Source organism: Demequina sp. TMPB413, from assembly GCF_020447105.2.
In the GTDB taxonomy this organism is placed as follows: domain Bacteria; phylum Actinomycetota; class Actinomycetes; order Actinomycetales; family Demequinaceae; genus Demequina.
The window spans coordinates 2,033,180-2,045,830 of sequence record NZ_CP096184.1; the positions used below are offsets into that span (position 1 = coordinate 2,033,180).

15 protein-coding genes are annotated in these 12,651 nt (G+C 67.9%); 6 read left to right on the forward strand and 9 right to left on the reverse strand.

Going from position 1 to position 12,651, the window contains the following annotated elements:
• Window positions 1-89: 89 nt before the first annotated feature.
• From LGT36_RS09695 to LGT36_RS09720, 6 genes are all read right to left on the reverse strand, one after another.
• The gene (locus LGT36_RS09695; RefSeq protein WP_226097261.1) at window positions 90-470 is read right to left on the reverse strand and encodes an Rv3654c family TadE-like protein; all 381 of its coding nucleotides are present in this window, start codon (window positions 468-470) and stop codon (window positions 90-92) included.
• Window positions 467-760: a TadE/TadG family type IV pilus assembly protein gene (locus LGT36_RS09700; protein WP_226097260.1), complete on the reverse strand. Its 294-nt coding sequence runs from the start codon at window positions 758-760 to the stop codon at window positions 467-469. The genes LGT36_RS09695 and LGT36_RS09700 overlap by 4 nt, the downstream gene beginning before the upstream one ends.
• A 49-nt stretch (window positions 761-809) precedes the next feature.
• Window positions 810-992 (reverse strand): DUF4244 domain-containing protein, encoded by a 183-nt coding sequence (locus LGT36_RS09705; protein ID WP_226097259.1) that lies wholly within the window; start codon window positions 990-992, stop codon window positions 810-812.
• An 85-nt stretch (window positions 993-1,077) separates the two neighbouring features.
• Window positions 1,078-1,527, reverse strand: coding sequence for a type II secretion system F family protein (locus tag LGT36_RS09710; protein WP_226097258.1), 450 nt, complete (start codon window positions 1,525-1,527; stop codon window positions 1,078-1,080).
• Complete coding sequence (locus LGT36_RS09715) at window positions 1,524-2,018, reverse strand: hypothetical protein (RefSeq protein ID WP_226097257.1); 495 nt, start codon at window positions 2,016-2,018, stop codon at window positions 1,524-1,526. The genes LGT36_RS09710 and LGT36_RS09715 overlap by 4 nt, the downstream gene beginning before the upstream one ends.
• Window positions 2,015-3,124 (reverse strand): TadA family conjugal transfer-associated ATPase, encoded by a 1,110-nt coding sequence (locus tag LGT36_RS09720; RefSeq protein WP_226097256.1) that lies wholly within the window; start codon window positions 3,122-3,124, stop codon window positions 2,015-2,017. Before LGT36_RS09720 ends, LGT36_RS09715 begins: the two co-directional genes overlap by 4 nt.
• Before the next feature lie 133 nt (window positions 3,125-3,257).
• On the opposite strand from LGT36_RS09720, the gene LGT36_RS09725 reads away from it, so the two are divergent.
• From LGT36_RS09725 to LGT36_RS09740, 4 genes are read left to right on the forward strand one after another with little or no spacing between them, the layout of a single operon-like run.
• Window positions 3,258-4,049, forward strand: a complete 792-nt coding sequence (locus tag LGT36_RS09725) for an HAD family phosphatase (protein WP_226097255.1) — start codon at window positions 3,258-3,260, stop codon at window positions 4,047-4,049.
• Complete coding sequence (locus LGT36_RS09730) at window positions 4,049-4,774, forward strand: hypothetical protein (RefSeq protein WP_226097254.1); 726 nt, start codon at window positions 4,049-4,051, stop codon at window positions 4,772-4,774. The genes LGT36_RS09725 and LGT36_RS09730 overlap by 1 nt, the downstream gene beginning before the upstream one ends.
• Window positions 4,771-5,757 (forward strand): hypothetical protein, encoded by a 987-nt coding sequence (locus tag LGT36_RS09735; protein WP_226097253.1) that lies wholly within the window; start codon window positions 4,771-4,773, stop codon window positions 5,755-5,757. Before LGT36_RS09730 ends, LGT36_RS09735 begins: the two co-directional genes overlap by 4 nt.
• A complete protein-coding gene (locus LGT36_RS09740; protein ID WP_226097252.1) occupies window positions 5,754-7,337 on the forward strand; it encodes a hypothetical protein in 1,584 nt (527 codons plus the stop codon). Before LGT36_RS09735 ends, LGT36_RS09740 begins: the two co-directional genes overlap by 4 nt.
• Before the next feature lie 40 nt (window positions 7,338-7,377).
• Here the strand turns inward: LGT36_RS09740 and LGT36_RS09745 are convergent, their stop codons facing one another.
• Window positions 7,378-7,653 carry a hypothetical protein gene (locus LGT36_RS09745; RefSeq protein ID WP_226097251.1) on the reverse strand — a complete coding sequence of 92 codons (276 nt, stop codon included), beginning with the start codon at window positions 7,651-7,653 and terminating at the stop codon, window positions 7,378-7,380.
• 46 nt (window positions 7,654-7,699) lie between these two features.
• Window positions 7,700-8,983 carry an acyltransferase gene (locus LGT36_RS09750; RefSeq protein ID WP_226097250.1) on the reverse strand — a complete coding sequence of 428 codons (1,284 nt, stop codon included), beginning with the start codon at window positions 8,981-8,983 and terminating at the stop codon, window positions 7,700-7,702.
• 172 nt (window positions 8,984-9,155) lie between these two features.
• Between LGT36_RS09750 and LGT36_RS09755 the strand changes: the two genes are divergently transcribed.
• Together LGT36_RS09755 and LGT36_RS09760 are read left to right on the forward strand one after the other, a co-directional pair.
• Window positions 9,156-9,692 (forward strand): sigma-70 family RNA polymerase sigma factor, encoded by a 537-nt coding sequence (locus LGT36_RS09755; RefSeq protein ID WP_226097249.1) that lies wholly within the window; start codon window positions 9,156-9,158, stop codon window positions 9,690-9,692.
• Between the two features lies 1 nt (window position 9,693).
• The gene (locus tag LGT36_RS09760; RefSeq protein WP_226264593.1) at window positions 9,694-11,202 is read left to right on the forward strand and encodes a hypothetical protein; all 1,509 of its coding nucleotides are present in this window, start codon (window positions 9,694-9,696) and stop codon (window positions 11,200-11,202) included.
• Window positions 11,203-11,324: 122 nt separating this feature from the next.
• Here the strand turns inward: LGT36_RS09760 and LGT36_RS09765 are convergent, their stop codons facing one another.
• Complete coding sequence (locus tag LGT36_RS09765; protein ID WP_226096011.1) at window positions 11,325-12,626, reverse strand: APC family permease; 1,302 nt, start codon at window positions 12,624-12,626, stop codon at window positions 11,325-11,327.
• Window positions 12,627-12,651 lie beyond the last annotated feature (25 nt).

Sequence of the window (12,651 nt, forward strand, 5' to 3'; positions counted from 1 at the left end):
GGCCGGTCGGCGTATCCTTAGAAACGCCCGGCGGCGGCTCAGATCCCTCAGCCTGAGTCGCCGTCGGGTCTTTCTGTGTGCGGGCACCCTTATCCCCTCGCGGGACCCGCCCGCGCAGTGGCCGTCGCTGGTTGCGGCCAGCCCCGAATGGGCACGCTCACCGACACCACAACCGATGCTCCCGCGCCGCGGGAACAGTCCGTCAACGCGGCCTGGTTGACGCGCGCGACGCTTGACGCCACGTCGCACGCCGCGGCGAGGGCCGAAGAGGCCGTGAAGCCCTGCGCCCTGAGGTCGCGGTCGGTCCGCGCCGCGCCCAGCGCCACCAAGTCGGCGGCCGCACTCGCTCGCGCCTCTCCCACGAGCGCGGCGCCCACCTGGGCGCTCGCCCCTGCGAGCACCATGACCACGGCGACCATGGCGACGACGAGGGGGCTCGCCGAACCGCGATCCCCTGCATCAGCGCTCACTGTTGCGACCTTGCTGTCGCGCAGCGCTCGTACGCTGGCCACGGCGACCTCCGTCCGGCGACGCAAGCGGTCACATACTCGCCACTTCTGACGACGCTGACGTCGGACTGACCAGACACGCGCCTACCCACCGCTGCCGCCTCAACATCGGAAGACGTGATCGCCGCGCGCGCCGCCTCGCCAGCACCGCGCTGCGCCACCTGGACGTCGAGCATCCACGCCAGGGCGCTGATCGCGAGCGCCATCACGAGCACCACGCTGGGCAAACCAAGCGCGAATTCGACGGTCACGGATCCGGCGTCATCGCCCGCGGCGCAGCTGGCACCACGCGCCACGGCTTCATCCCCCCGAGAGGGCACCGCTGACGATGGACGTGAGCGCCGAGCGCACCTCCGGTGATTTGACGATGGCGATGAGTACCGCTGCGAAGGCGGCGGCAGCCACCGTGACGAGCGCATACTCCACCGTCGCCATGCCGTCGTCCTTGCGCGCGTCAAGCCGCCGCAACACATGAGTGATCATGATGGTCTTCCCTTCTCTTGAGGGCCGTGGGCCCCGATCTCCCCCGGCGAGTGCCGGGGAACCTCTTGCGGCAGGAACGCACTCTTCACGGTGCGCCGCCGGCACTGCCCACCACGGTGCTCGCAAGAGCGATGAGCAGCGGCACGATCCCCGTGAGCACGAAGGCAGGCATGAGACACAAGGCCAGCGGCAGGGCAATGCGCACGCCGAGTTCGGCAGCCGCGCTCTCCCCAGCCGCTGTCGCCCTGTCCACCAGCGCGTCCCCCAGCGCCGCGAGTGAGGCCACTGGGCTGGTGCCTTGGTGCCACGCTGGAGACAGCGCGCGTGCCAGGCCCTGGAATCGTTCGGGCGAAGCGTCCCATGCGGCGTCCCATGCAACGCCCTGCCCCAGCGCCACGGCGACCCCGCATAGAGCCTGCGCCTCGCGTCCTGTCGAGCGCCCTACATGCTCGAGCGCGCTCCTCACGTCGAGTCCACAACTCAGCGCCGCCCCCAGGAGCGCCGCGACCGACGCCACCGAGACCTGCCCGGTCACGGAACCACTCCCGCGCGCTCCGCTGCGCGCACGAGCGCACGCATCCACCACCTACCGAGCCACACCAGCAACCCCGACACGCTCAGGAGGGCCCAGCCGAGCGGGGTGGCCAGCAGCACCGCAGCCGTCTTTGGCTCGACGATCACTCCGAGTAGCACGCCTGCCGCTGGCAGCCAGGCGAGTACTCGCGCCGACGCGGTGGCGCCGGCGAGCGCGGCCTCGCGTCTTCTGGCGGCATCCGCGCGCGCCTTCGCCACTCGCACCAGGCAGTCGAGCACGTCGGCGAGCGGCACTCCCGAGCGGTACGCAAGCCGTGCGGCCGCTCGCGCCTCGGAGGTGAGGACATCATCGCGATCCCATAGCGGCGCCCCTTCGTGGTCGAGGGCGAGCGTCGGCTCCCACGCTCGCCACGCCTGCGCGGCCGGCAGGCCAGCCCGGGAGGCAGCTGCCACCGCAACGAGGCGCTCAATGTCCGTGACCTGATCGCTCATGCGGCGTCCAGCAGCGGTGAGCCGCGGCGGCCGAGTCCGGAGCCAACCCCGCCGTCGAGTTGCGTCTCGCGCGCCGCATCCGCCCGCTCATCCACGCCCGCCGCCGCAGCCAGGAGCGGCCACGCCTCGCGAAGAACCAGCCTGCCCTCAGCGTCAACGCTCGCAGCCGAGACGGTGCGCAAGCGGCCCCCCGTGGCGTCTAGCAGGGCCACCTCGGCGACCCTTCTCCTGCCCTCGAATTGCTCCAGGTGCACCACCGCGGTGAAGGCCGCGGCGGCATGCAATGCCACGGCACGCTCAGAGAGATCAGCGAGCGCACCGAGGCCAACCAAGCGCGCGGGAACATCCTGAGCTGCATTCGCGTGGAGCGTGGTCAGGCTTCCGCGGTGGCCGGTGTTGAGCGCGAGAAGCACGTCCCTGATCTCCGCTCCCCTGCATTCGCCAAGGACGATGCGGTCTGGGCGCATCCTGAGGGCCTCCCGCACCAGCCGCGCGAGCGCCACCTCGCCAGCACCGTCGACGTTTGCCGCCCGCTCCACGAGCCGCACCACGTGAGGGTGATCGGCCCTGATCTCGCCCGCCTCTTCAATCAGGACAATGCGCTCCGCCGGGTCGACTTGCGCAAGGCACGACGCCAGCAAGGTGGTCTTGCCAGACCCTGTCGCACCCGACACGACCAGGGACCTCTTTGATCGCACAAGACCGCGTACCACCGGCGCGAGGCCCGGGTGCAGCATTCCCGACATGACGAGGTCCTCCCATGCAAGCGAGGACGGCCTTACCGTGCGCAGTGACAACACGGCGCAACCGTCGGCAATCGGCGGCAAGACGGCGTGAAGACGGGTGCCGTCGGGAAGCCTCGCATCCACCGCTGGCGAAGCGTCGTCGAGCCGCCTGCCACCCAAGGAGGCGAAGCGCACCGCGAGCGCGCGGACGTCGGCCGCCTCCCACTCCGGAAGCGCCCCTGGCACCACCTCGTCGGCGCGCTCCAAGCCAAGCCCACGATCAATCCACACGTCGCGAGGCGTGTTGATCAGCACGTCGGTGATGCCTGGTACCTCGAGGATGTGGCGAAGCCAATCGGGGACCCACTCAAGCGTCGTCATGGCAACACCGTGGCGGCGTAGCGTCGGAAATGGGAGCCAAGGGCCGCTCACCAGGGGAAACGGGTTTCACACTGCTCCTGTGGACGACGCTCCACGCCTTCCCCGCGTCGGCCGGTGAGGTTAGGCTGGACGCATGGCAGGACCCAGCGCAGCGTTCTTCGACCTCGACAAGACGATCATCGCCACGTCGTCGTCGGCGGCGTTCTCGCGCCCGTTCATGCGGGAGGGTCTCGTGACCCGATCCGACGCCGTCCGGGCGGCGTACGCGCACTTCTTGTTCTCCGTCGGCGGCGCCGACGAACGCCAGACCAGTCGGCTTCGCGACGCCCTGTCGGAACTGGTCAAGGGTTGGGACGTCGCGAAGGTGACGGACATCGTCTCTGAGACCGTTCAGGAGCTCATCGACCCCGTTGTCTACCTGGAAGCACTCGCCCTCATCAGGCGTCACCAAGAAAATGGCCGCGACGTCGTTATCGTGAGCGCCTCTGGAGCCGAACTCGTGGCGCCCATTGCCCAGCTCCTTGGCGCGGAACACTGGGTCGCCTCACGCATGGAGATCGCCGACGGCGTCTACACCGGCGAGATCACGTTCTACGCCTACGGGGAGAACAAGGCGGCGGCCATTCGGGAACTCGCCGCAGAGCGCGGCTATGACCTCGCCACCTCGTACGCCTACTCCGATTCCATTACCGACGCACCCATGCTCAACGCCGTCGGTCACGGCTTTGTGGTCAATCCCGACAGAGGTTTGCGTCGCGCGGCCGTCAGGAACGGTTGGGGCGTGCTGTACTTCCGCAAGCCGGTCGCCCTTCGCAAGGCCGACGCGAGGGGACCGGCGATCGCGACGGTCGCCTTCGTCGCGCTCGGGATTGTCATCGGCGCCCTGGTCATGAGGGCCGCGCGGCGGCGCAGGCTGGAGTCCTGATGTCCAGGTCCCGTCGGGTCGAGCTTGCGCGCGAGGCGCTTCCTTCCGTCACGGCGTGGGCGGAACTCGTGATTGGTCCTGGCGAAGAGGCCCACCACTACGCGTCCGACGCCGTCGTCGCCGCAGCGTCGGCCTCCGGCATCGCGAGCGTGACCGAACTTGGGCGAGCCGCGCGGGAGCACATCGCTCGCAGGCTCGCTGGCGGCATCTCCGCGATCCCCGTGGCGCGTGACGCCGACGAGCGCGACGGCGGGACGCCGCCGGACGCTGAGGTACATGAGCTGTCGGCGGCGGCTTCGGACGGGCCAGAGGAAGCATCCGGGGACTCGCGCTCTGGCCGGCACCCCGACACCTCGCCCTACGCCCCCGGCAATGCACACTCGGCCTATGCACCCCCGTCCGCGGACGAGCGGCATCCCGCTGACTCCGCCGTCGGCGCTGGCGCCGACGAAATCCGCGAGACGCCTGCTCACCGCACCCCCGCCGAGCGCCTCGCCGACGCCCTGGCTGGCATGCCACCGCACGAGCGGCTCGCCTCAGTGCGCTTCTACCTTGACGGCGAACCGGTCGACTCGATCGCGGCGCTCTTTCGCATCGAGCGCGAGGCGGCGGTGTCGCTCCTTGAGTCCGTCACCGACGTGCTGGCCCCCATCGTGGGCGAGCACGATCTTCCCGACTTCAGCGCCAGGGCCGACGCGACCGAGATCGAGGTGGTGACCCGATGAGCGCCCCACTGCTCAGGCAAGCCCTGGCGACGCTGGTTCGTGACAAGCGCGACAGCGCCTTCACCCTCCCCTCCGGTGCCGAGCGTTCCATCCGACGTCACGTCGCCGCACGCTGGGGAGCATGGATCGCGACGGTCGCTGTGCTTGGCGCTGCGGGGGCCGCGGGCGCATCGGTCGGCATGGACGTGCTGAGCGCTGACGAGCCGGCGCCCACACCAGACGCGCTTGCCGTTCCGGTGGTCGCGCACGTCCCCATCGACGGCGGGCCACAGTACGAGATCCGCTGGGGAGAGTACGTGTGCGGCGACCCCGCGCCCACACCCCAGCCGGATGCATCTGAGCAGCGCCTCTCGCTCGATCTCGAACACCACGGTGCGAGCAACTTGGCCACGGTCGCGCTCACGTGGGGCGCTCCCGAAGAGCCGATCGCCGGACGCAGCGAGCCCGTCGTGGGCATCGGTGCCGTGGAGCTGCTCGCGGTACGCGACGGCGTCGTGGTGGGCACGATCATCACTCAAGACGCGACGCTTGGGTGGCAGCAGCACGGTCTCACCAGGACGGCAGGCGGTCCAGACGTTCTGGACGCCGAGGAGTTCTACTGCATCACGCTCGACGAAATCTCTGATTCGTACCTGTACCACGAGCAGTTGCTCGAACCCGGCACGTACGAGGTGTATGCCGCAGTGCGCGTCTTCGCGACTCCAGAATCCGTCGCGCTGTTCCAGTCGCTCGCGCGCACCGACTTCCTCGTGATCGACGAACGCGCGAAGCAAAAGGGTGTCGTGTATACGCCGGGTTCGAGAGGTTGCAGAGCCTTCCAGTCGCAATACGTCACGGTGCGCTCGTGCCTTCCGGAGGCGATCCCCACCGCCACCCTTGACGAGGAAGAGGGCATCGTCACGCTGCTGTACGACGCCTCCGCCCTACCCCAGGAGTTCGACGTCACGCTGGTGAGCGAGCCCGTCGAGATGGTGATTGAGTGACGTCACCGCGTCTGCGGGAGGTGCTCGCATCGCTCCATCACGAGCGTCTCCGCGCCGCTCCACCGCTCAGCCAGGATGCCGAGCGTGCGATTGGACGTCGCCTGGCGCGGAGGTGGGCGCTACGCGGCGTCGCTTTCGCGGCGGCCGGTTCGCTCGTGGTCGCCGGGGCGGCCGCGTGGGTGACCTCATCGCAGGCGTCCGACGCCGACGCCGAGGCCACTGCCTCGCCCTCCCCGTCGGAGACTCCAGTGCCGACGCTCGCACGCATTCCCCTTGGCGGCGGCCCCGAGTTCACCTCGATCGAGGACTTCCCCATCTGTGGCGAGCCAGTTCCTCTGCCAGACGCCGATTCTCAGGGGTTCTCCTTGGCCGTGGCGTCGGCCGGCGCCGCGGAAGGGTGGCCGACCGAAGACGTGGGTTTCCTTACCGCGAGCCTCTCCCACGCCACCGAAGACCCCGACCCGGCCGCGCGCGGACCCCTGTGGATACTGCTCGTGCAGGATGGGCGCATTGCCGGAGCGACATGGATCGATGCATCACGAGTTCGCGACGTTCTCGCTCAGGACTCCTACAGTGCCGAGTTCGTTGTCCCGGCAGCGAGCGAGTCGTTCTCCTGTCGCAAGTTGTCGCTACGCGGCCCTCGCGAGTACGACCTGTTTCCCATCGAGCCCGGCGACTATACCGCCGTCGCGTACACGCGCGTCTTCGCCACCGAAGAGTCGGTGGCGCTTGGCCAAGCGCTCCCGATCGGCTATGAGATTCGGGAGGAAGCGAAAGCCCCCGGCGGGGTGTACCTGCCAGGCTCCTACGATTGCGCGGTAATTCAAGGCAGCGGCATCGCGGTGCGCGGTTGCTTTCCCGACCTGGTGCCAGGCGCGCAAGTAGATGCCGACAGCCAGACTCTCTCTTTGCTGTACGACGCCACCGGGTTCACCGAAGCCTTCGACGTGACTCTCGTGAGCGAGCCGCTCAGCGTGACCTTGTCATCGATTGCCGACTCAGAGCCTGGCTACATGGACCACTATGACAACCCGACGCGTTTCGCCTCCGCCTCGGACGTCGTCTGCGGCGCAGTTGTCGACGACTACCAGGGGCTCGGAGAGCCGCAAGAGGTGGATCATGGCTACTTCTTCGGGTGGAACGACGTCATCATCGACGCACGTCTGCCTGCGCTCGAGCACCTGTCGGAAGGGACGCAGGAAGCCCGAGTCATGCCGCTCCTTGGTCCCGATGGAACCACGGTGCGGCTCGAAGCAGGCGCGCAACTGGTCTACTTCCGCCCACAAACCACCGACGACGAGTCGGGGTGGATCGGCTACGAGGTGGTCGGCTTCGCCCCCGTCGAGATCCTCGATGAGATTGTTCACGACCGTTACAGGGGCCCGGTAGATGTCGCGCTGCAGGTGGGCTCACCCGCGCCGTGCCCCGGCGTCGATGGCGGCATCCTTCTCAGCCAAGACGCCGCCCTGCTCGGCACGTGGACGACGGTCACCCACGGTGGTCTCGAGAGCAAGCACGAACTGATGACGCCGACCATGGCGTACCTACCCCGCGCTGATGAGATCCTGTCGATGGGCTGAGCGACCCCCCTGCACAGTCTCGGAGGCCGCGACCCGCGCGTCAGCCGGTCTTGCGCCTGAACTGCGTGGGTGCGTGACCAGCGCCGTTTCCGTGCAGGTGTGAGCCTGGTCCCGTCGGCCCGCCGGAGACCCTGCCGTTCGAGTGCTGCGCACCCACGGCGTCGTCCATGATCTGCTGGGGGTCGCCGTCCTTGATGGCCGCCAGGAACTTCTGGGCGTCCTCATCCTTCAACATCTTGGCCAACTTGCCCTGATGGAAGATGTGAACCTCTCCGTTGGTGCGGGTGCGATAGTCAAATCCATTCGGTCCACTCATAGCCTCATAGGACCACGCACGGCGGCGTCGCGCAAGCCGGAATCGCTCAGCGCCGGTTGGCCCAGCGCGAGGTGAGCGCCGGCTTCTCGATCCAGCGCCAGCTGAGCGCCGCCATCCCGTACGAGATGGCGAGCAGGATCCCGCCCAGTGCAAGGTGCTGACCCCAGCTGAAGATGCCGAAGTACTCGAAGCGTCCCTCGGTGACGTAGGACAACAGGTACAGCAGCAGGTAGTGCCAGATGTAGAGCCCAAAGGAGATGGTCGCGGTGTACCGAGCGAAGCGGTTGTCGACCACCCGGCCCAGCCAACGCGAGTGCGCGAGGCCCATGAGTGCCACCGCGATCGCGAGCGGGAACCAGGGGAACAGGTAGGGCTGTTGTTGGAAGTTGTCGAGGTGGTTCGGTTCTGCTGGGAGGCGGTTGAACCACACCAGTGCAGCCGCACCCGCGAGACCAGCGACCGCCACCGCGTCCCACCACCACCTGGTCAACTCGCTGGCCCCAGCGTCGGCGTGGCGCCTGCGCTGGCGAGCCCGCCATGCGGCGATAGCCCAACCGGCGAGAATGCCAAGCAAGAAGTGTGCGAAGAATCCCAGCGGGTTGTAGCCGGGCATCCACTCCTTCGCCCCGCCGATGTCGCCGAAGTCCCAGCCCTTGCCCTCGTCGGAAAGGCTGATGGTGGACACGATGAGGCCGTTGAGCACCAGCACGAGCGCGAAGACCCCGGCCCAGTAGAGGCCGGCACGGAGGGCGCCGCCCCGCCGCGGACCGGCGTCGTCGCCAGCCTTGGACGCCGCCCGGCGCTTGGCCCACCAGAAGAAGGCCGCCATCATGAGCGCGAGCAGCACGTAACTGAAGACCTCGAAGCTGATGGACCACAGCGGCCCATTCACAGGCGACGGGAAGAACGTGACGTAGTGGAAGTCTGACGTGAAGGTGAGGCCAGCGATCAGGCGCCACACCTGGTGTTCGGCGTCTGGGGTGAGCCAGAAGGCCAGGATGAAGCTCACGATGAGGCTGACGTAGTAGCCGGGCACGATGCGGGCGGCACGGCGGCGCGCGAAGTGCCGCAAGTTGGGCATCGGCTCACCCGCCAGGTATGCCCTCCAGAAGGGGAAGCTGAGGAGCATTCCTGACAGGACGAAGAACACCGACACCCCGAAGGCGCCCTTCATGAGCACCCACTGCACCTGCTGGCACCAGTCCTGCTGCATCATCGGGTTGAGGCGTTGGTACAGGTGGGAAAGGATGACCGCTAGCGCGGCCGCTGCTCGCAGGCCGTCGGCTCCCACAATGCGGTCGACACGGCTCCGATCGACATCGTTGTCCATGACGGGAGAATAGCGCCTGGTGGGAGGCCCACTGTGCGCCCTATGGCCGTGGCGTCAGGGGCGCTCGTTTCCGCGAACTGGCCCTCCCCGCCGACGCGGGCACCAACCTTTCGCCCCCCCGCGCTCGTGTTGTATGAGAGACGCGGTAGAGAATATCTGGCAAGGGGGATGCGTGGCACGGTGGCAAGGCTTCTACGACGAGCTCGCGGCGGAGCGCTATCCAGCCCTGCTCGCGTACGCCGTTGCCTTCACCGGCCAGCGCGCCACCGCGGAGGACCTCGTCCAAGAGGCGATGGTGCGGACCTTCTCCTCGCCACGTCGCCTGACGTCGGCCGCGCACGCCGAGCACTACGTGCGGCGTGCGATCGCATCCGTGTTTGTCGATGACAAGCGACGCGAGCAGCTGTTCAGGCGTTCCGCCGCGCGGCTCGCGAGTGCGGAGGTGGGGCCCGACCACGCCGGTGACGTTGACGCCAGGGACGCCGTCACGCTTGCCCTCGCCGACCTCACTCCGCGAGTGCGCGCATGCGTCGTATTGCGCTACTACGACGACCTCACGATGGCCCAGATCGCCGACCAACTGCACCTCGCCGTCGGCACCGTGAAGCGCTACCTGCACGACGGCGCAGAGGCTCTGCGCGGCACGCTCGGTGCCGAGCCAGATGACGAACGCGTTCAGGTCCTCGTGACCCCGCGAAGGGAGAAGTGACATGCCTACACTTCACGACCTCATGTCCGAGTCGATCGACGGCAGGGCCAGGGCCTTTCAGGCGGCCGACGCCTCGCCTGGGGGCGCCACGCGTGGACTCATCGGCCGACGTCGGCGACGCAACGCGGCGATGGCGGGTGGATCGTCGGCGCTTGCTATCGGCGGTCTAGTGACCGCCGGACTTCTTCAGGACGCTCGCCGGGACGACGCTCCTGCAGCGACGGCCGACGCTGGCGCAGTGGCGTATGCCACGGTTCCGGCGGTGAGCGAGAACGGGCCCTACGTGGTCCTCAACAACGAGTCACGCGTCGCCTGCGGCGATGCCGTCCCGGAGTCGGGTGGCTCCATCGAGGGGTTCACCCTGCAAACCGCACTGTTCACGGGCTCGGACACCCGCACTCCCGCCGAGGCGACGCTCGACGATGGCACGTCGGTGCTCACCACTGTCACCTACAGCGGCTCAGCGCACGCTCCGGTGTTCCTCGACGTCGGCTACGGCGTGCTGGCCAAGGATGGCGTGGTCGTCGCCTTGGTGGACCAGGCATCCGCACATAGCGACCTGCGCTTCTCGCCACTGCTCGACGGGTACTCGTGGACCGACGTGGTGAACCTCGGTAGGAACCTGGACCTGTGCTCTGACTCGCCCCTGGAAGTCTCCTCGTACGACGATCTCACCCTCCCCGCAGGCGACTACCAGTTCTACGCGGTCGCGCACGCGAACGTGACCGAGGAGATGATCGGTCTCCACGTCCTGGCTGAGGCCGGCTACGGACCCGTCGGCTCACAAGGTGCATGGGCGCCGGGGTCCATCGACTGTGCGCGTCAGCTCGAATATCGAGAGTCCGACACCGGGCCGGCAGATCCCCTGCCCCTGGCATGCGAGCCCGATGGAGTACCGGGCGCATCGATCGACGCTGACGCGGGCACCATCTCGGTGCCGTACCCCGCGGTCGACTACACGGAAGACGTGGACGTCACCATGGTCTCGGAGGCCCTCCCCATCCGTCTTTCCGAACCGCTCTCCACGGTCCCGCCCGAGATGTGGGCGAGCATCGATGGGTACCCGGATCCCACGCTTGCGTCGGAGCTTGAGTGCGGCCTCGACTTCAGTTGGATCAATGCCGATGCACCCGTTGAAGGGCGGGTTGCTGACGGCATCGACGCGCTGCTCGCCCATGGCAGCGGGCCGATCCTGCTTGACGAGTGGGCCGACCCGACCGGCGCAACAGTGACGCTCGGCGCGTCGAGCGAGGCATGGCTCACGGGCCGGGATAACGAAAGAGGCAACTACATTGCGGGCCACGCAACGGCCACCTTCACGCCGTCGCGCGGCATCGTGATTGACCGGTACTCGGAATACCCGGATGTCTCGATTACCCTCACAGATGTGACGTGGTGCGAACCGCAGCCGAACCCCATTCAGAGCATCATCATCACGGGCGATGTGACGATCACGGGCACCGACGGAACCGTAACGCGCGGCACGTCCTGGAACATCCAGCCCCGATAGCGACTGCGCGCCGTGACGACCGCCTGCGTCCTGCGAGGACATGAGTGCACATTCGGACGGGTTCTGAGCACTCATGTCCTCGCAGGACGCTGCGGTTGAGTTCGCTGGTCGACTGAACCGCGTCAGTCCTCGTCAGGATGTGTCCTGAGGTACCACGCCTCGAGCGCGTACACCACCGCGACGGCCACCACCGCGCCCACGATGACCCACGGTTGCCCGGCGCCCCGTGCCGCCATGAATGCCACCAAGACCACAGCGTCGGCCGCGATCGCGGAGATGACCACCCATCGCCGCGCGCCCACATCCTCACGGAGCCGCGTCAACACGCCCCAGTGGATCACCACATCCATCACTAGGTAGAACACGATGCCGACGGCGGCGATCTGCGACAGGTCGAGGCTCACCGCGAGGACCGCAGCGACCACGCCCAAGTACACGAGCAGGTGGTGACGCACCTTGCCAGGCATCCCAAAGTGGCGATGAGGGATCATCTTCATGTCGGTGACCATGGTGAGCATGCGCGAGACCGCATACATCGAGGCCACCAGCCCGGTCGCGCAGGCGACCACTGCCACCACGACGGTCGCGATCACACCCGCGCTACCGAGCGCCGGCCGTGCCGCCTCGGCGAGCGCATAGTCCTGCGCGGCCACGATCTCCTGGACGGTGAGGGTGGACCCCGCACCGACGGCGACGATCAGGTAGACGGCCGCACAGATGGCCAGCGACCAGACGATCGCGCGGCCCACGTTGCGGGCCGGGTCTTTGAGCTCTGCGCCGTCGTTGGTGATCGTGGTGAAGCCCTTATAAGCCAGCACGCCCAGGCCAGCGGCGGCGACGAATCCGAGAATCCCCGACTCGGGAGCGAAATCCTCAGAGGCCGCCTCGTATCCCCCGCCAGACGCGATCATCGCGGCGATGGCCAGCACGCCGATGCCGCCCACCTTGATGACGGCGCCGGCCGTCTGAAACCAACCGATGTTCTCGTTGCGCGCCAGGTTGATAGCGACGGCCACCACGATGATGAACAGCGCGAGGCCCGATACGAGCCACCTCGAACCCCACCCGAAGGGTTCGAGCAGATAGGTACCAAAGGTGCGCGCCACAAGCGCCTCGTTGAGCACCATCGAGAGAGCCATGAGCATGGCCGAGCCAGCCGTGATGGTGGAGCGCCCGTACGCCTGGTTCAGAATCATGGCGATGCCACCGGCCGACGGGTGGGCTCGGGTCACCTTGATGTACGAGTAGGAGCCGAGGCCGGCCACGCCGGCGGCGGCCAGGAGCGCGAGGGGGAACAGCGGCCCGGCAAGGTCGGCCACTTGCCCCGTGAGGGCGAAGATCCCAGCCCCCACCATGACGCCTGTGCCCATGGCGACGGCGCCTCGAAGTGACAGAGATCCCTCGCGGTATTCGGTGTCAGCCATTCATCCATGCTGGCACGGGCGCGCT